We start from the raw sequence: 18,284 nt of genomic DNA, 5'->3' as shown, positions 1-18,284 counted from the left end.
TCTTAATTATTTAAAGAATTAATATACATTTCCACCACTTTTCTCAAAGAATCAAAACCTATATCGTCTAAATTAATTTCGTTGATGGAAACCCATTTCACATCTGCTATTTCTTTTTTTTCTAAAATAATTTCTTCATCAGGAAAATTAGCTATAAAAGCTAAATCGCATGTTTTATATGGAATCCCTTTGTATTCGTAATTATTTGGTTGAGATGTAAAGTATTCAAAGTTTTCTAAAGGAATTGTTATTCCTAATTCCTCTTCAAGTTCTCTCTGGCAAGTTCTTTCTGCAGGTTCATCGGGATCTGTAAATCCTCCTGCTAAATCTAACATTCCTTTTTTGGGATCTTTATTACGAACTGTGAAAAGAATTTTATCTTCCTTTTTTAAAATAACTGCTACAGCTGCCGCTACATTCTGATAATAAACCAAATCACAATTGTTACAAGACATTCTTCTAAAATCAAAACGATCAATAGAATGTCCACAATTCGGGCAAAATTTAAACGATTTTATCATCTTTATTAGATTAGTGGTTATTATTTATTTCTTGGATGAAATTTTATAATCGCATCTCGAATAAATTCTTGATCAACATGCGTATAAATTTCTGTCGTTGTAATACTTTCATGTCCCAACATCAATTGAATTGCACGAAGATCTGCTCCATTTTTCAACAAATGAGTTGCAAAAGAATGACGAAATGTATGCGGACTAATTGTTTTTTTCACTCCAGCAATTATCGACAATTCTTTTACAATTGTAAAAATCATCACTCGTGTTAGGCTTTTTCCTCGTCTATTCAAGAATAAAAAATCCTCAAAACCTATTTGTATAGGCACATGAATACGAATACTATCTTTATACAAGTTAATATATTTTATCGTATAATCGCTAATTGGAACTAATCTTTGTTTATTTCCTTTTCCGATTACTCGAATAAAACCATCATCAAAAAATAGATCAGAGATTTTGAGATTTATTAATTCTGAAACACGCAAACCGCAACCATAAAGCACTTCAATTATTGCTCGATTACGTTGCCCTTCTGGTTTTGAAAGATCAATTACCTCAATCATTTTATCAATTTCTTTTTCCGAAAGAACATCAGGAAGTTTCATTCCTATTTTTGGTGTTTCAAGCAAAGAAGTCGGATTATCTTCTCTAAAATCTTCGAGTTGTAAGTAACCAAAAAAACTTTTCAGCCCAGAAATAACACGCGCTTGCGAACGAACGCTATATTCACTTGACGCAAAATCGTGTATAAAATCCCTCAAATCATCTTGTGAATAATCTAAAGGCTGTTTGTCTGAATAATTAATTAATTTTTGAATATCACGTAGATAACCTTCAATTGTATTGGCAGAAACTCTTTTTTCTAATTTCAGATACATTTGATAGTCATACAAAGCATCTTTCCACAGCATTTACTTCGTTATTTTTTCTAGTTCAAAAATACGCTTTATCATTTCATCCTCTGGCATCCAAACTTCATAAAATGCACGAGAACCATATAATGTTCCTGCTATTATTGCTTTCATGTAGTTATCAACAGTTGTTGAAAAGACTGGATTGAACTCATTTGAAGGAATTCCTAAAACGCCTAAAAATTCATTTCTATACATTCCTGCACTAAAATATTTCAAATAAATTGCTTCATTATGAAACATGAAAAAGTCGTGAATTGAATATATTTTCTTAAATAAAAAGTCATTAAAATAATTCGCATCTTGATTATAATACAACCAATTCGAAACAGAGTTTGTGTCTAATGCAACAAACTCATCAGGAATAATTCCTCCACCTCCGTAGACTTTTTTTCCTGAAGGTGCTGTAAACTCTAAATCTTTATTGATTTTTATGGAATCTTTGTTGTATAATTCTCCCGATTTTAATCGTTTATACAAATCATCGCTATATTTTGCTGTTTTTTTGTCGAAAGGTTTTTGAATAGATCGACCAGAAGGTGTGTAATAATTTGCAACTGTTAAACGAACTTTGGTATTATCACCTAAATTAATTTCGCGTTGTACCAAACCTTTTCCGAATGAACGACGACCAACTATAATTCCGCGACCATAATCTTGTAAAGCTCCAGCTACAATTTCACTTGAAGAAGCTGAATTTTCGTCCATTAAGACATAAATTTTACCTTTCTCGAAAAGACCTTTATTGGTTGCGTAGATGTATTTTTTACGTTTTTGTTTATCTTGTGTATAAACAATTAATTCGTTTTTTGTCAAAAATTCATCGGCAATTTCTTCAGCAACATGCATTATTCCACCTGGATTTCCACGTAAATCGAAAACTAAAGTTTTCATACCTTGATCCAATAAATTTTGTAAACCTTCGTGTACTTCTTTTGCTGAATTTTCTGAGAAACGAGTTAATTTAAGATATCCAATATCTTTTGTCAGCATATTTCTTCCTGTAACTGTTGGAAGCGGAACAATGGTACGATTGAGTGTAATTGAAATAGGTTTTTGATCTCGAATAACAGATAACTTAACTTCTGATCCATTTTTACCTTTCAGTAAACCTTCAATTGTTTTATTGTCTTTTGCAACTAAAGATTGATTATCTGCCGCGATTAATTGATCACCAAATTCAAGTTTACCATAATTTTTTGTTCCAGGCACTGAACGTTCAACAACAATCGTATCATTCATTATGCGAAATTGAACTCCAATTCCGACGAATTCACCTTTTAGTTGCTCTTCAGCTTTTTGAACAGAAGCTTTGTCAATATATGTACTATGCGGATCTAGCTTCGCAACCATGTAACGAATCGCATCATCAACTAAACTATCCGAGTTAACATCATTCACATATTCATTGTCAATTAAAGAAACTAATCGTCGTATTTTTTGTTCATTATCCGAATATTGTAAACCTACAATATCCTTGTTCTCATCGAACGCAAAATCATATTTTTTCCCAACCATAAAACCGATTAAGAAAATAATCATGACAACTAATACGATATTAATAACTTTGAAAAAACTTCTCATTGAAATGCTAACTGTATAATTCTTCTTCTGTAATTTGTTGAATTTTAATTCCTGCTTTTTCTAAAAACTCTAACCCCGAAAGATCTTTGTATTGTTGAATATATACGATACGTTTTATACCTGCTTGTAAAATTAATTTACTGCAATCTGTACAAGGTGAAAGCGTAATATATAACGTTGCTCCTTCTGCAGATTGGGTTGACGTAGCGCATTTCAAAATAGCATTTGCTTCGGCATGTAAAACATGCCATTTTGTATTACCTTCTTCGTCTTCGCATTTATTTTCGAAACCACTTGGCGTTCCATTGTAACCGTCAGAAATAATCATTCGATTTTTAACAATAATTGCACCAACTTTTTTGCGTTCACAATAAGAAAGATTAGCCCATTCAAAAGCCATTTTTAAATAAGCTTTATCATAACGTAGTTGTTTTTCTAAATTTGTTTCCATTTTCTAAACTAAGCTTCGTCTTTTTTATTTGTCCATAATGGTGGAACGAAAAATGGAAGTGGATTTCTAAAGAAAGCTTTCAATGTATGCGAAATCATACTAAATATCTTATAGAATGGAATATTATTAGAACGCATTGCCATTAATAATGATAAGATAAAGCTTACTAAGAAATTACTCCAACCTACCATAAATACTGCAATAAATCCAATAATCATAGGTCCAATATCAAAATGATAGCCCATTCCTCCTATACCAATTGCAAAATTACCTGAAACGAATGTAATATGTCGAATATCAAAAGGCTGCCCCGTAAAATCTCCTATTAAAAAAGCACATCCCATCATAAAACCAAATGCAATGTTACCGACTACACCTCCCATATTTTTTTCAAACCAATTTGAAATTCTTCTTCGTCTTCGATCTGAAAACGATTTTTTCAAAACAGGATGATTATAAATACGTTCTGGGATATTATGGAAACGTTGACTATTGATTGTCATTCCAGAAATTAATCCTGAAAGAAATAAGAATACTCCAGCTATTGCACCAAAATAGAATATGTGCCAATCCATCGTTACTACTTCTTCCCAATAATGATAAGCTTTCGAATACACTAAAACATCTATACCTAAAATATCTTTCAATAAATAATATATCCCTAATGATACGACAAAACCTGCAACAACATTTCCTAAAAAAGCAATCATTTGGCTTCTTACTAATTGCGCAAATAACGTTGTGAAATCTTTTACATTTAATTCTGAACCAGATGTAGGTACAAGTGATCGTGCTAAGCGAGCTGCTGTCATAGAAGGTTGCTTTGTAGCAAGCGTCATATGAGTAAGATAAATAGCACAAAAACCTACTGCATAATTTATACTAAAGAAAAATGCTTTGAATAAAGGAGATGTACCCTCTATATTTCCAATTCCTGTTTTTATAAAACATAAAAAAGAAACGATAAAACCACCACCACAAGCAGTCCAAAACATTTTATTGTATTCTTTTGCTGTTTGCGTTATATATTTTTCACCTGTTATTCCATTGTGATAAGTTACCAAAAACGTAATCAAATAAACTGTTGATCTTAATTGGTTACTCATAAAATTTTTGGGAGCATAAAACTCAACCCATTTCTTAGTTGCAAGACTATAAAATGATATTATACCATTTGATTTTAACTCATTAAAACTATTCAAAATATTTTGAAGTCGTCCTAATTGTTGTTGTAAACGGTTTATTTTAGATGCAACTTTTAATGAGATTCCTTTGTAATCTTTTTGCGTTAAGATATCATTTAAAAGATGTTTACATTTAGAAATACTTTCTTTTACTTGCAACATATCAAATCCTGCTTGTGGATTCTCAATAATGTTACTAATCTGCATCGAAAGTTTTGAGAAAGGATTGTCTAAATAATTAACTTCATTACTGTATCGCATCATTTCTTTGTCAGAAAATCCGCCAGTAATTCTTACTGTTAAAATAGATATTGCTTGTAAAAGTTGATTTTGGATATTATTAATACTTCCTTTAAAACCATCGCTTTCTATATCCTGAAACAAAACTTCGAAGAATTTTTTCCATCTGTCTCTAGGTATAATTCGGATTGTTTGTAAGTTTTTCGAATTATAAAAGATTTCATTAACAACCGAAGTTAATTCATTATTATCTTCTATATCTGGAAGAACAGATTCCATTATCTTTTTTTGGAAGATAGAAAACAAATTATCTTCTAAATGAATTCCACTATCTACTAAGTAGCTTACGACATTAATTTTTCCAAATGTTTTTTGAAGTTCTTCACGAAAAATTAATCGATATGTTATGTTATTTTGAAGTTTCGAGATTAAATCATCAATAAAAGAAATCGAATCTGGATAATCTTTTCTTGCTTTTTCTAATAATCTCAGAAAAAAACTTTTCTCGTATTTTTTATTTTGATCAAATATAGAGTCTAAAGCCATATTTTAATTTCTTCATTTAGTGTACAAAAGTAAAAAACTTATACTATCTAATCAGTATAAATTAATATAAATAAAAAAGTGATTCTTAAAGAACCACTTTTTCTATATTTAGAATTTAAAATTTTTCTTATCTATTGCGGGGTTGATTTTTATGTCATTAAATTTTATCACATATTCTCCTCCCTCAGTAGGTTTACCTACAACTTTGGTAGCGAAAGATAATCCGTTGTAATTTTTGAAATTTGAATAATAAAGTGTTTCATCTTTATTTTTCTCCATTACAATCTCGTAAGAATTTTTATCAAAACAATAAACTGTAGAATTTGCATTCTTTGTTAGTTCTATTTTATAACAACTGTTATTTTGATTGTTTTGATCGTATTTGTCAATACCTAAATATTTTACCTTGAATCCTTTTTGTTTGTATTTTAAAATATCAGAATCAAAAGAATCAGGTTTGTAATCTTTTACAGGAACGTTTTTTTTTGCAACTTCACTGTAAGTCCATCCTACATTACCATCATAACCTTCATTTAATATTTCTTTGCCATTCATGACAAAAACTACTTTTTTATTATATGGACGTTGATGATAGACAATCATTGGATAAGAATCACCTACATTTATAATAGCTTCTCCTCTTAAGATAATACTATTTAAACTATTCCAAGCTGCTTCTCCTCCTGTTTTTTGAATATGAGTTTCAATTATTTTCTCTGCATTTTGTGCAAATGCTGTAAAAGAAAAAAATGAAATCATAAGCGCGCTAAACGTCAATTTCGACATAATAACTTTTTTAATTTTTATGAATCTGTAGGACAAGATATAAAAACTAATTTAAAGTTCTATAAAGAAATGTTGTATTTTAATCTTTTTTAACTTCTATATGCGACCAGTTTTCTCCTCTTAAAATGCGGTAAACTTGTCCTTGAGAAATATTAAATTGTTTAGCTAAAGTAGAAATTTTAGTTTTTCTATTTGGATCAAGTAATTTCTTTTTTAAACGAATTACTTGGGCTTCTGTTAGCTTACTATTTGGAATGCTATCTAAGCGAGAACGACCTTTCATCATTCTGAATAAGTCTTTATTATGTTCTTTCCATTCGTCTAACGTTGCCCATTTTAAATTACCAACTGCGTTGTTTAATTTATTGTGGTCCAAATGCACAACATACTCTTTGTTTTCCTCGTTTGGTAGAAAAGTTTCAGCAACCATTTTGTGTACATATTTTGCTGTACGTTTCCCATCGGCTTTTGTTACCCAAATAGCTCGATAACCATTATTGATTGCACCTTCTAAAATTTTGTATTTTTCTTGTCCTGTGTACATTTTTTTGACAAGTCCATCTTTTGAAACTAAGAAGGATCTTTTCTCAATTAGCCCTTCTGCTTCGTATTCTTTCCATGAATCACTCATAATCACTATTTTACTTATTTACTTCATTTTACAACAACATTCATACCGAAATAATTTTTTAAGTATTTATAAACTTAATTATTTCATCTTTAAGCTAAGTATAGGTGATTTTGGGTGGCAAATATAATTCATAAAAAGTTTAAACATTAATTTTTAACAATAGTAGATAAATACTTTTTTGCACGCTCTAAATCTTCGGGGGTATCGATACCAACTCCTATTGATTCTGTCTCAATAACTTTAATCTTCATTCCGTATTCTAAATAACGTAGTTGTTCTAGTTTTTCTGCTCGTTCATTTTGTCTCATTTTAAGGCTTGAAAACTGTAATAAAGCTTCTTTTCTGAATGCATAAATGCCTAAATGACGGAAATAATTTGGTGTAAAATTAGTTTCGCGGGCAAATGGAATTACTGAACGTGAAAAATAAAGCGCAAAATCGTTGATATCTGTTACGACTTTTACAAAATTGGGATTGTTGATATCTTCTTCTTTTTGTATTGCTTCTTTTAGCGTTGCAACATCTACCGTTTTTCCTATTTCTCCATCAAAAGATGACAAAATATCTGCCAAAGCTTTTTTATTAACAAATGGTTCGTCGCCTTGTACATTCAAGATTATATCGCATTCGATATTCTGTATAGCTTCTGCAATTCGATCGCTTCCTGTTTCGTGATCTTTGAGACTTTTTATAGCTTTACCATGATGTGAAACAATTTCATCAAAAATCAAATCAGAATCTGTTACGACAAAAACATCATCAAACAAATTTGTTGCAACAACATTTTCATATGTCATTCTTATTACAGTTTTGTCTCCCAATTTTTGCATTAATTTTCCTGGAAAACGTGTTGCTGCATAACGAGCAGGAATTACGGCTATTTTTCTCACAATTTTTAATTTCAATTTTTTGTAAATTTAAAATAGATTCGGTTGAAATGCTTCTTTAATCAACAAAATAATTATAGTATCTTTGCTAAAATAAATTTTCTGTATGAAGATTGCTTTCAAAATTTTGTTATTTTTGATTTCATTAGGATTAATATATATCTTAATCAGCGAGTTAAAAATTCAAGGATAAAGAAAAATTTATGTCAAAAACAACTCAACGTTCGTTAGCGATTTTATTATCTCACGATATGCTTAGTTATATTACCAAAACAACCGACGGAGAAACGACTTCGTACTCGGATGTTTATGACTATTCTGTAGATTTTACAAATCTTAATAAAACGGAGATTGAGATTGAACATGAATTACGTTCGAACTTGGCTTTTTTGCAAGAATATGATTATGTGCATATCTGTTTTTTGTCGACAACGATAAATGTTATTCCAAATCAATTTGTACATAAACCTTTTGAAGAATTGTTATCACTTTCTGATTATAGTCCTATACAATTGGCAATAGATTGTCCTTTGGAAAATGTAGATGCATCAATTATCTATAATATTCATTATCCACTGAAAGATGTTTTGCTTTCGTTACCAAATTTGCAAAATGCACGTTTGTATCATTCGGGCAAATTTTTGGTGGATTATGGAATGATTAATTCTAAAAACGATGAAATTTATATCAATTTAATGCATCAAAAATTAGAAGTTTGTGTTTTGAGCAATGGAGAATTTATTTTTTATAATCTATTTGAAACAAAAACGAAAGAAGACTTTTTGTTTTACATTTTGTATACATTAAATCAATTAGATATTAGTCCAAATACGGTTTCGTTATATGCTTTTGGTGATTTTCTAAATTTGTTAGATTACCAAGAAACTTTGCAAAAATATGTTCGTCATATTTCGTTTAACGATTCGGATCAACAACTTGGGCAATATTTTACATTATATAAATTATTCGAATGCGAATCATTTCAGGAACATTAAAAGGAAAAAGAATTACAGCACCAAATAACTTGCCGGTGCGTCCAACAACAGACTTCGCGAAAGAAGCTTTATTTAATATCTTAAACAACGAATGGTATTTCGATGAGATTACTGTTTTAGATTTATTTTCTGGAATAGGAAGTATTTCATTAGAATTTGCTTCGCGTGGAGCTAAGAAAGTAACTTCTGTTGATAATTTCTACGGTTGTGTAAATTTTTTAGACGATACTGCAAAGCAATTAAAATTAGATGAAGTTATCTCTACTGTAAAAAGTGATGTCATAAAATATTTGGACAAACAGCCTATCAAGAAGTTTGATATTATTTTTGCTGATCCTCCTTACGATTTGGATATTAAAACGTATAAAAAAATTCCAGATTTAGTTATTGATAACAATTGGTTGGAAGAAGGTGGAAATTTTGTTTTAGAGCATCCTTCAAGTATTTCTTTTGAAGATCATCCTCGCTTTGTACAACACAAAAAATATGGAAACGTACATTTTTCGTTTTTCGAATAAGATACTCTAATAATTAAAAAAAATAGCTATTTCTTTCTGAAATAGCTATTTTTTTTTATAAAATGTTATAAAAATTAAAATCTAAATGTAGCTCCTATTTGATAACGAAGTCCATCAATTCTGAAACCATAGTTATTAACACCTAAACTTGTATCATTTATGATTTTTTTATCAAAGAAGTTATAAATACCTGCTGTCAATTGTAAAGACTTTGTCATATTAAAAACACTTCCTAAATCAAATAAACTATATTCTGGAATTGGAACAGGATTGTAATTACCTCTTGAGATTCCTCCAGTTGTTTTACCTCTATAATTCCATCTTGTCCATAATTGAACAACTTTACTTGTATCCCAAGAAAGTGTAGCATTTGCCATATTTTTTGGTAATCTATTCAAATTAACCTTATTCAATTTTGGATTAGAATTAGATAAAGATAATGTCTCTGTGTAAGTATAATTGGCTTTCAAGTTAAGCTTTGGTAAAATTTTTACCGATGTACTTATTTCAACACCTTTCATCCTTGCTTTATCAATATTATTTCTAACAGAAATAAAATCGAAGATTTCTCCGTATTTATCTGCGTATTTTGTACATTCTTCAGCATTATTACATAATCTTTCTTCAACTAACTTTTCTTTAAAATTAGTTAAATATGCTGTACCTGAAATATTGAATCTTTTTGAATCATCTTCAAACATTATAGTAGCTTCATAATTTACACTTTTCTCAGGTTTTAAATCAGGATTCCCTATAATCATCCCATTTTGAACTCCTCCACCTGTTACTTGTCCCCAACCTGGAGAAACTGCACGTAATCCTGGAGCTTTGAAACCAGATGACACTCCCCCTTTAAGCGTGAAATTATTATTAACATCCCAAACTACATAAGCTCTTGGTGTAAAATTACCTCCATAATTTTCATCATGATCATATCTACCTCCTGCAACTAAACTCAGTTGATCAATTAATTTTAAATTAACTTCTGCAAAAAATGATAAATTCCATCTTGTCAATTTATCTAAAACATCACCATTTGTAGTTAATTGATTTCCTTCATCTTTAAGATTCTCATAACGATATTCTCCACCAAAACTCACTACACTTTTACCTAAATTAAAATTATTTATGGAATTAGCTATAAATGTAGCATAATCCATTTTTCTTGAGGGATTCTTAGTTCTATCGTATTGTAAGTAGCTTTTAGTATGAAAATTAGTATAATCTCCAGCATGAGAAAGAGTAAATGCATTTCTGTCATAATCATTTTGTGTTGGTTTTGCAGTAGTTGCTAAGGTTTTATTAGGATTTTGATTACGCTCTTGTCTGTTAAAATTATATCCGAAACTAAAAACATCAGTTTTTGATGGTGTAAAATCTAATTGAGAATCTACATTTTTTATAATACGTTCTGTAAATCCTCCTATAAATTTATCTTCTTCTCTTTTAGAATAGTTTGCTCCGATTTTCACTTTCAACAAATCATCTATTACAGAACCTGATGTATATCCGTTTACTTGATATGTATTCCCTGAATTACTATGTGTTTGAGCTGTAAGATTTGTTCCTAATGAACCTTTCCATTTATTAGAACTTCTTTTTGTAATAATATTAATTACACCTCCCATTGCATCTGAACCATATAAAGAAGACATTGGACCTTTTATAACCTCTATTCTTTCTATTTCTTCAATTGGAGGCATCCAACCTTGTTCAATTCCAGGTCCATCAGAATTTGGACGAGTTTCTCTTGAGTTTACTCTTTTCCCATCTATCAATACCATTGTATGAGAAGAATCCGTTCCTCTAATAGAAAAATCACTTGAACTTCCTCCTCCTGTTATAAAGACACCTGGCACATCTTGCAATGCATCCGTTATATCTCTATAAGCTTTCATCTTTATTTCTTTTTGAGTAATAACAGAGATAGTTGCTGGCGCATCTTTTATTTTCTGTTCGTATCCACTACCGGTTATAACAACCTGATCTAAAGTATAATTAGAACTATCCTTTTCTTGTGCATTAGCTAAAAATGATAAAGCTAAAAATGATGAAGAGATAAATCCTTTATTTAATTTCATATATCTATGTTTAATTATTCTAAATAAAACCAGTGCAATATTAACTTTTTATTTGGAATAATTAAAAATTATATAAGTGATAATACTCACTTTATAAAAAAAAATGCTTTATAATTTAATTATTTGAGTAAATTACCTCCTAAATACGATTTATTTAAACATGAAAACAAAACTTACTGCATTATTGCTATTGTTGTGTTCTATATTTACATTCGCGCAAACAGAAAATACATTAAAAACAATTCCTGAATTTTCTTTTGTTAAAATGCAATCAGATGGAATCTTCAACTCAAAAGACATCAAAAAAGGAAAACAAACCTTGATTGTTTTATATTCACCAACATGTATACATTGTAAATTAGCATTAAATCATTTCAGTAATAATTACGATGAGCATTTAAAAAACACTCAAATTATTCTAGTTTCTGCATACGAAGCAAAAGACGTTTTACCTTTCCTGAAAGAGAATGCTCCAAAATTTGTAGATAACAAAAATGTAGAATTATTATACGATTCTAATTACGAATTTGGCCCTATATTTCAACCAACTTCAATTCCTACATTTTATTTGTTTGATAAAGACAAGAATCTTGTAACAATAAAAAAAGGTTCTGTTGATGCGAATCAAATCTTCAACTACTTGAAATAAGAACAATTTAATCCATAAAAAAATTCCACTCAATTGAATTGAGTGGAATTTTTTATTATATCCAATAAAGATTATTTTCCTTGTTTAGATTGAGCTTCAAATTGTTTTTGTAACTCTTTTATTTGCTCTTCCGTCAATCCTTGCCCTTGCGCACCTGGTTGACCTTGTGGAGCTGGCTGACCTTCTTTGAAATCAACTAATTCTACTTCAAACTCTAATGCTTGATTTGGTCCAATTTGTCCTCCTGGAGCTCCATTTTCACCGTAACCTAAGTTAGCAGGGATATAGAATTTATATTTTGCACCTTTAGACATTAATTGTAAACCTTCTGACCATCCTGGAATAACTTGATTCAAAGGAAATTCTACACCTCCTTTTGCTTCTGGATTTTTATCAGTGCTATCAAAAGTTTTACCAGTAGCTAAAATTTTACCAGTATATTTTACTTTAACAACACTATTAATATTTGGTTTAGCACCTGTTCCTTCTTTCTCTACAACATAAACTAGTCCTGAAGCAGTTGATTTAGCTCCTGATGCTTTTTTCTTTTCTTCTACTAATTTAGCAGATTCATCAGCATTTTTCTTAACTAATTTTTGTTGATTGTTTTTTGCATAAGTATCTAAAATACCCATTCCTGCTTCTTGTGTAATCAACAATTTTTTGTGACGCACAACATCCATAATCCCTTGAACAATGATATCTTTGTCCATTTGATCTAATTGTTGTTGGTTAATAACCGTCTCTATTTGTTGACCAACTTGTTGACCAATCGCGTAAGATTCTCTACCTTCTTTACCTGCTTTTAAGTAATCACGGATCCCTTTCTCTAATTGATCGTAGTTGATACTATCCGTTTCAACTAAACGTCCTCCAAGACCTTTGATTTGCTCACCAAGACCAGTACCAAAAGCATAAGAAGCTTTTTGATCTTCGCTTTCTAATTTGTCTACAGATTTTCCTTTGTTACAAGACGCTAACGACGCAACAACAAAAATCCCTAAAAGAACTTTTTTCATTATTTATAAAAATTTATTGCAAGTTTAATAAGAAACTTTCATTAATCATACAAATCTAACCCAAATTCTTCTTTTAATTTTAACAAAATCGGATTTTTGTCTAATAATTTATCAAATTTTTCTTTATTAGATAATATATGATTCTCTGCCTCCTTCTCTGAAAACTTAATTTGAATACTAAAATAGTGATTTTTAAGAAAAACTCTTAAACTATTTCTAATTCTATCCTTATATTCTTCAAACTCTTGTTTAGATGAATGAGAAGTAAATTCGAAAATAATTTCATCATCTACCAAATCAAGATTTGTCGTCATCAAAGCATTGTATGATGGAATATTGTGTTCTATTTTTAAGCGATCCAAAAATCTCTTCCAACCATCTTTTACTTGATCCAAGGTAAATTTTTCTCGAGGCAAATCATTTCGTAAAATCTCTTCTTGATCTTCTTCCACTTTTGCTCCTGGCAAAGCCATTTTAAGACTAAACGAAGAATTTCTATTCGTTTTTATCGGTTTTGCTGCTCGTGCATATTCTTTGACTTCTTCTGAAATCGAAGTTTTAACTTGTTGCGTATTTGTTTGTGGTAAAGCTTGTCCGTTTTGTTGAATAGAATTACTTTGCTGAACTTGAGGGACTTCAATTTTAGAAGGTTGTTGTTCAGACAAATAAAATGTTGGCGGAACTATCCTATACTTTTTTTTTTAAGTCCGTTTTCTTCTACTGTTAAAGAAGCTAACTGCATTAATGCAATTTCAACTGTTAAACGTGGATTTTTGCTGGATTTATAATTCAAGTCAGCTTCATTACAAATTTCAATCGCACCAAACAAAAACATTGGCGTACATTTTTGTGCATGTTCCAAATATTTTTCTTTTATACGCTCTCCAACTTCCAACAAACTAACTGTATTAGCAGTTTTCGCCATTAATAAATCTCGAAAATGAGCTCCTAATCCACTAATAAAAATATGTGCATCGAAACCTTTATCCAAAATTTCATTCAATTGTAACATTGCTTGTGGAATATCATTTTCCAAACATGCATCTGTCATCTTGAAATAATAATCGTAATCTAATACATTCAAGTTTTCTGCAACTGCAGAATAAGTCAATTTTTTGTTTGTAAAAGTTACCATTCTATCAAAGATTGACAACGAATCGCGCAAAGCTCCATCTGCCTTTTGAGCAATTAAATACAATGCATCATCTTCAAAAGCTACATGTTCTTTTTCTGCAACATTTTTTAGATGTCCTTTGATATCTTCAACTCCAATTCTTTTGAAATCATAAATCTGACAACGGGAAAGAATCGTAGGAATAATTTTATGTTTTTCTGTAGTTGCTAAAATAAAAATCGCATGTGCAGGTGGTTCTTCCAATGTTTTAAGAAAAGCATTGAAAGCTGCTGTTGATAACATATGAACCTCATCAATAATGTAAACACGATATTTTCCTATTTGTGGAACAATACGTACTTGATCGATTAAATTTCGAATATCATCAACCGAATTGTTTGACGCTGCATCTAACTCAAAAATATTGAAAGCAAAATCTTGATCACCTTCAACGCCATTTTCTTCGTTGATTTTACGCGCTAAAATTCGAGCACATGTTGTTTTTCCAACACCTCTTGGCCCACAAAACAAAAGAGCTTGTGGCAATTGATTTGATTTTATCGCTTGTTCTAATGTATTTGTAATAGACGCTTGTCCTACAACATCTTCAAAATTTAACGGGCGATATTTTCTAGCTGAAACAACAAAATTTTCCATACAAATGCAAATATAATAGTTTTAAATTTCTAATAAAAAATTCTTTCAAAACTCAACACTTAATATTAGTTTTTAAGCTTTCTAAAATGTATAATTACAAACAATTCAAAAAAATATTTAATTTAACAACAAGCTTTTTTATACTTCATTTCCTATAAAAATCTAAAATAGATAGCAAATTGAGTAACATTTGATTATGATTTTAATAAATTTAAACACTTTTCGTTAGATTCGTCTATCAAGATTTATTATTTTTGCCTCAATATACTCAACCTTAAAAATGGCTATAAAAAACACGCAAGAAGTACCAAAAACTTCTAAAAAACAAATCATAAAAACAATTGTAGGTATTCTGTTCTTAGTAATTGGTTTATTACTATTAGCTTCGTTTATCTCTTATTTCTTTAATGGTTTTATGGATCAGAGTCAAATTTCTGATTTATTAGACAAAAGTCAAACTGCAGAAAATATTTTCGGGAAGTTTGGCGCATTGTTAGGAGAAACTTTCATTTTGCAAGGAATAGGAATTGTTTCATTTTTTGTTCCAATTTTCTTTGTTCTTTTAGGAATTAAAGTTGCTACAAATTGGAAAAAAATCAAACCTTTTACAACGCTTTATCAAAGTATTTTCTTCATGATTTGGTTACCAATTTTCTTTGGTTGTATTTTACCAACTCAGCATATGCTTTCTGGCGTAATGGGTTTTGAAATAAATGATTTCCTAAATAGCTTTATCGGTAAATGGGGCGTTATTTTATTGCTTTTTGTTAGTTTATTAATCTATTGTGTGATTCATTTTAGAATGACGTATGAATCTTTCCAAGCAAAAATGGAAGAACGTGCAAAACAAAAAGAGCTTATACGAATTGAAAAAGAACAAGAGCGAATCAAAAAAGAGCAAATTCAATTAAGACAACGCAAAGAAAAAGAAGAACAAGAAAAGATAAATAAATTCAATCAAGAAGCTGAAAAACAACAAGAAATAGATTTGATTGAAGAAGTAGATTTAATTGAAAATTATGAAAAAGAAGCAATTAAATCGCATAAAGTGAATCCGAACGAATCGTTTCATCAAGAATTTACGATCAATCAACCACAAGAGGAAATTCAGGTTGAAGAAACTCCTTTCAATATAACTGAATTGGTCGTTGAAGATATTGAAGAAGAAGTTGAAGAAGAAAATAATGAAATTGATTTTGCTCCAACTTTTGAAGAAATCGAAATTATTCCTGAAATAAATTCGGCAGAAGAACAACCTGGAAATAATTTAGAATTAAAAGTTCAACAAATCGATGAAGAAGAAGAATTTGAAGCAACTTCTGCTCGATTGGTTCAGGAACAAGGTGAATATAATCAACGTTTAGATTTACCAAATTATCAATTTCCTCCAATTTCTTTATTGAGAAAGTACGATAATGGAAATACCTTAATTGATCAAAAAGAATTAGAATCGAACAAAAATAAAATTATCGAAACTTTAGGCAACTACGGAATCGGTATTTCACAAATTACAGCTACCATTGGACCAACTGTAACGCTTTATGAAATTGTTCCACAAGCTGGAGTTCGTATTTCTAAAATCAAAAATCTTGAAGATGATATTGCGTTAAGTTTAGCTGCTCTTGGTATTCGTATTATTGCGCCAATTCCAGGAAAAGGAACTATTGGTATTGAGGTTCCAAATTCTAATCCATCGATGGTTTCGATGCATTCTGTAATAGCTTCACAAAAATTTCAGAATTCTGATATGGAATTGCCAATTGCTTTTGGGAAAACAATTACAAATGAAACTTTTGTTGCCGATTTAGCAAAAATGCCTCACTTATTAATGGCTGGTGCAACTGGACAAGGTAAATCTGTAGGATTGAATGCAATTATCGCTTCATTAATTTATAAAAAACATCCTTCTGAATTAAAGTTTGTAATGGTCGATCCTAAAAAAGTTGAGCTTACTTTATATTCTAAAATAGAACGTCATTACTTAGCGAAATTACCAGACGCTGAAGAAGCAATTATCACGGATAATACGAAAGTTATTAACACATTGAATTCGCTTTGTATTGAAATGGATGATCGTTACGAATTATTGAAAAATGCTTTCGTTCGAAACATCAAAGAATACAATGAAAAATTCAAACAAAGAAAATTAAACCCAGAAGCTGGACATCGTTTTTTACCATATATTGTATTAATTGTAGATGAGTTTGCTGACTTGATTATGACAGCTGGAAAAGAAGTTGAGCTACCTATTGCACGTTTAGCACAATTAGCTCGTGCCGTTGGTATTCATTTAATTGTTGCAACTCAACGTCCTTCTGTCAATGTAATTACAGGAACAATTAAAGCCAATTTCCCTGGTCGTGTTGCTTTCCGTGTAACATCTAAAATCGATTCAAGAACAATTTTAGATTCTCCAGGAGCAGATCAATTAATAGGAAAAGGTGACATGTTATATACAACAGGAAACGAATTAATTCGTTTGCAATGTGCTTTTGTCGATACGCCTGAAGTAGATAAAATCACAGAATTCATTGGTGAACAACGTGGTTATCCAGATGCTATGCATTTACCTGAATATGTTGGCGAAGAAGGTGGATCTTCTTTAGATATAGATTTATCGGATCGCGATGTTTTATTTGAAGATGCTGCACGATTAATTGTAATGAATCAACAAGGTTCTGCGTCTTTATTACAACGAAAATTAAAATTAGGATATAACCGCGCCGGACGTTTGATTGATCAATTAGAAGCTGCTGGAATTGTTGGTCCCTTTGAAGGAAGCAAAGCTAGACAAGTACTGATACAAGACGACATGAGTTTGGAACAGTTGTTGAATAATTTGAACTAAAATTTATAAAAAACAAATAGAAAATTAAATTGTATGAAAAAGATAATCTATTCTTTCATACTCTTATTAGTAGGGGTTGGAACTTTAAATGCTCAATCAGCAAAACAAATATTAGACAAAGTTTACGCAAAATATACCAACGCAAACTCATATTACATCAAATTTGATTTTAGCCATAATGCTAACGGAAAAGCAACAAATCGTTCGGGTGAAGTTTTTTCGATGAAACAAAAATTCAATTTGAATGTAGGAGACATTAATCAAATTTTTACAGGAACTAAATTATATACAATTGCAAAAGATGATAAAGAAGTCACTATTTCTGATGCATCTAACACAGATGATTTCTTAACGCCAACTAAAGTTCTGAATACTTATCGTACAGATTTTAGCTATGCATTAACAGATAAGAAAACAATTGGAGGAAAAACAATTCAATATATAAAATTAACGCCTACAAAAACTTCATCAATCAAATATTCGCTCTTAGGAGTAAATACAGCGAATAATGAAATTTATGATTATAAAGAATATGCTAAAAATGGCGATACAACATCAATCGTTGTAAAAGATTACGTTCAAAATTTACTTATTCACAAAAGTTACTTTAACTTTGACCAAAAGAAATATAAGTCGCAAGGCTATATGATTACTCAATTATAATC

17 protein-coding genes are annotated in these 18,284 nt (G+C 30.2%); 5 read left to right on the top strand and 12 right to left on the bottom strand.

Going from position 1 to position 18,284, the window contains the following annotated elements:
* Nucleotides 1-2 precede the first annotated feature (2 nt).
* From ACMHJW_RS04960 to kdsB, 8 genes are all read right to left on the bottom strand, one after another.
* A complete protein-coding gene (locus ACMHJW_RS04960) occupies nt 3-521 on the bottom strand; it encodes an NUDIX hydrolase (RefSeq protein ID WP_413532320.1) in 519 nt (172 codons plus the stop codon).
* A gap of 20 nt (nt 522-541) precedes the next feature.
* Nucleotides 542-1,429, bottom strand: a complete 888-nt coding sequence (gene xerD, locus ACMHJW_RS04955; RefSeq protein WP_413532319.1) for a site-specific tyrosine recombinase XerD — start codon at nt 1,427-1,429, stop codon at nt 542-544.
* Nucleotides 1,430-3,013, bottom strand: a complete 1,584-nt coding sequence (locus tag ACMHJW_RS04950; RefSeq protein ID WP_413532318.1) for a S41 family peptidase — start codon at nt 3,011-3,013, stop codon at nt 1,430-1,432.
* A gap of 7 nt (nt 3,014-3,020) precedes the next feature.
* Nucleotides 3,021-3,464 (bottom strand): deoxycytidylate deaminase, encoded by a 444-nt coding sequence (locus ACMHJW_RS04945; RefSeq protein WP_413532317.1) that lies wholly within the window; start codon nt 3,462-3,464, stop codon nt 3,021-3,023.
* Between the two features lie 8 nt (nt 3,465-3,472).
* On the bottom strand, nt 3,473-5,434 hold the full coding sequence (locus ACMHJW_RS04940) for a site-specific recombinase Gcr (protein WP_413532316.1): 1,962 nt from the start codon (nt 5,432-5,434) through the stop codon (nt 3,473-3,475).
* Between the two features lie 108 nt (nt 5,435-5,542).
* Entirely contained in the window at nt 5,543-6,220 is a 678-nt protein-coding gene (locus tag ACMHJW_RS04935) for a LolA family protein (protein WP_413532315.1), read from the bottom strand.
* Between the two features lie 79 nt (nt 6,221-6,299).
* Nucleotides 6,300-6,851: an HNH endonuclease gene (locus tag ACMHJW_RS04930; protein ID WP_413532314.1), complete on the bottom strand. Its 552-nt coding sequence runs from the start codon at nt 6,849-6,851 to the stop codon at nt 6,300-6,302.
* Between the two features lie 146 nt (nt 6,852-6,997).
* On the bottom strand, nt 6,998-7,741 hold the full coding sequence (gene kdsB, locus ACMHJW_RS04925) for a 3-deoxy-manno-octulosonate cytidylyltransferase (protein ID WP_413532313.1): 744 nt from the start codon (nt 7,739-7,741) through the stop codon (nt 6,998-7,000).
* A gap of 200 nt (nt 7,742-7,941) precedes the next feature.
* Here kdsB and ACMHJW_RS04920 point away from each other — a divergent pair, with 200 nt between their 5' ends.
* Entirely contained in the window at nt 7,942-8,733 is a 792-nt protein-coding gene (locus ACMHJW_RS04920) for a DUF3822 family protein (RefSeq protein WP_413532312.1), read from the top strand.
* A complete protein-coding gene (locus ACMHJW_RS04915) occupies nt 8,709-9,251 on the top strand; it encodes an RsmD family RNA methyltransferase (protein WP_413532311.1) in 543 nt (180 codons plus the stop codon). Before ACMHJW_RS04920 ends, ACMHJW_RS04915 begins: the two co-directional genes overlap by 25 nt.
* Nucleotides 9,252-9,325: 74 nt before the next feature.
* Here the strand turns inward: ACMHJW_RS04915 and ACMHJW_RS04910 are convergent, their stop codons facing one another.
* The gene (locus ACMHJW_RS04910) at nt 9,326-11,332 is read right to left on the bottom strand and encodes a TonB-dependent receptor domain-containing protein (protein WP_413532310.1); all 2,007 of its coding nucleotides are present in this window, start codon (nt 11,330-11,332) and stop codon (nt 9,326-9,328) included.
* Between the two features lie 160 nt (nt 11,333-11,492).
* On the opposite strand from ACMHJW_RS04910, the gene ACMHJW_RS04905 reads away from it, so the two are divergent.
* On the top strand, nt 11,493-11,981 hold the full coding sequence (locus ACMHJW_RS04905; protein ID WP_413532309.1) for a TlpA family protein disulfide reductase: 489 nt from the start codon (nt 11,493-11,495) through the stop codon (nt 11,979-11,981).
* A gap of 71 nt (nt 11,982-12,052) precedes the next feature.
* Here the strand turns inward: ACMHJW_RS04905 and ACMHJW_RS04900 are convergent, their stop codons facing one another.
* The 3 genes from ACMHJW_RS04900 to dnaX are packed head-to-tail and all read right to left on the bottom strand — an operon-like array spanning nt 12,053 to nt 14,771.
* Nucleotides 12,053-13,000 (bottom strand): FKBP-type peptidyl-prolyl cis-trans isomerase, encoded by a 948-nt coding sequence (locus ACMHJW_RS04900; RefSeq protein WP_413532308.1) that lies wholly within the window; start codon nt 12,998-13,000, stop codon nt 12,053-12,055.
* Between the two features lie 41 nt (nt 13,001-13,041).
* Nucleotides 13,042-13,665, bottom strand: a complete 624-nt coding sequence (locus ACMHJW_RS04895) for a hypothetical protein (protein ID WP_413532307.1) — start codon at nt 13,663-13,665, stop codon at nt 13,042-13,044.
* Nucleotides 13,666-13,682: 17 nt separating this feature from the next.
* Complete coding sequence (dnaX, locus tag ACMHJW_RS04890) at nt 13,683-14,771, bottom strand: DNA polymerase III subunit gamma/tau (RefSeq protein WP_413532306.1); 1,089 nt, start codon at nt 14,769-14,771, stop codon at nt 13,683-13,685.
* 280 nt (nt 14,772-15,051) lie between these two features.
* On the opposite strand from dnaX, the gene ACMHJW_RS04885 reads away from it, so the two are divergent.
* Nucleotides 15,052-17,619 carry a DNA translocase FtsK 4TM domain-containing protein gene (locus ACMHJW_RS04885; protein ID WP_413532305.1) on the top strand — a complete coding sequence of 856 codons (2,568 nt, stop codon included), beginning with the start codon at nt 15,052-15,054 and terminating at the stop codon, nt 17,617-17,619.
* Nucleotides 17,620-17,652: 33 nt separating this feature from the next.
* On the top strand, nt 17,653-18,282 hold the full coding sequence (locus tag ACMHJW_RS04880; protein WP_413532304.1) for a LolA family protein: 630 nt from the start codon (nt 17,653-17,655) through the stop codon (nt 18,280-18,282).
* Nucleotides 18,283-18,284 lie beyond the last annotated feature (2 nt).

The organism is Empedobacter brevis (assembly GCF_965118635.1).
Lineage (GTDB): Bacteria > Bacteroidota > Bacteroidia > Flavobacteriales > Weeksellaceae > Empedobacter > Empedobacter brevis_A.
Note: the sequence above shows the minus strand (reverse complement) of the source record. Positions and strands in the feature narration are given on the sequence as shown.

What these genes read in the sequence shown, in the direction of transcription:
- ACMHJW_RS04945 (WP_413532317.1), bottom strand. Translation starts at nt 3,464, where the DNA reads ATGGAAACAAATTTAGAAAAACAACTACGTTATGATAAAGCTTATTTA.
- ACMHJW_RS04910 (WP_413532310.1), bottom strand. Translation starts at nt 11,332, where the DNA reads ATGAAATTAAATAAAGGATTTATCTCTTCATCATTTTTAGCTTTATCA.
- ACMHJW_RS04880 (WP_413532304.1), top strand. Translation starts at nt 17,653, where the DNA reads ATGAAAAAGATAATCTATTCTTTCATACTCTTATTAGTAGGGGTTGGA.
- ACMHJW_RS04935 (WP_413532315.1), bottom strand. Translation starts at nt 6,220, where the DNA reads ATGTCGAAATTGACGTTTAGCGCGCTTATGATTTCATTTTTTTCTTTT.
- ACMHJW_RS04900 (WP_413532308.1), bottom strand. Translation starts at nt 13,000, where the DNA reads ATGAAAAAAGTTCTTTTAGGGATTTTTGTTGTTGCGTCGTTAGCGTCT.
- ACMHJW_RS04930 (WP_413532314.1), bottom strand. Translation starts at nt 6,851, where the DNA reads ATGAGTGATTCATGGAAAGAATACGAAGCAGAAGGGCTAATTGAGAAA.
- xerD (WP_413532319.1), bottom strand. Translation starts at nt 1,429, where the DNA reads ATGCTGTGGAAAGATGCTTTGTATGACTATCAAATGTATCTGAAATTA.
- ACMHJW_RS04960 (WP_413532320.1), bottom strand. Translation starts at nt 521, where the DNA reads ATGATAAAATCGTTTAAATTTTGCCCGAATTGTGGACATTCTATTGAT.
- ACMHJW_RS04920 (WP_413532312.1), top strand. Translation starts at nt 7,942, where the DNA reads ATGTCAAAAACAACTCAACGTTCGTTAGCGATTTTATTATCTCACGAT.
- ACMHJW_RS04940 (WP_413532316.1), bottom strand. Translation starts at nt 5,434, where the DNA reads ATGGCTTTAGACTCTATATTTGATCAAAATAAAAAATACGAGAAAAGT.
- ACMHJW_RS04915 (WP_413532311.1), top strand. Translation starts at nt 8,709, where the DNA reads ATGCGAATCATTTCAGGAACATTAAAAGGAAAAAGAATTACAGCACCA.
- dnaX (WP_413532306.1), bottom strand. Translation starts at nt 14,771, where the DNA reads ATGGAAAATTTTGTTGTTTCAGCTAGAAAATATCGCCCGTTAAATTTT.
- ACMHJW_RS04885 (WP_413532305.1), top strand. Translation starts at nt 15,052, where the DNA reads ATGGCTATAAAAAACACGCAAGAAGTACCAAAAACTTCTAAAAAACAA.
- ACMHJW_RS04905 (WP_413532309.1), top strand. Translation starts at nt 11,493, where the DNA reads ATGAAAACAAAACTTACTGCATTATTGCTATTGTTGTGTTCTATATTT.
- ACMHJW_RS04950 (WP_413532318.1), bottom strand. Translation starts at nt 3,013, where the DNA reads ATGAGAAGTTTTTTCAAAGTTATTAATATCGTATTAGTTGTCATGATT.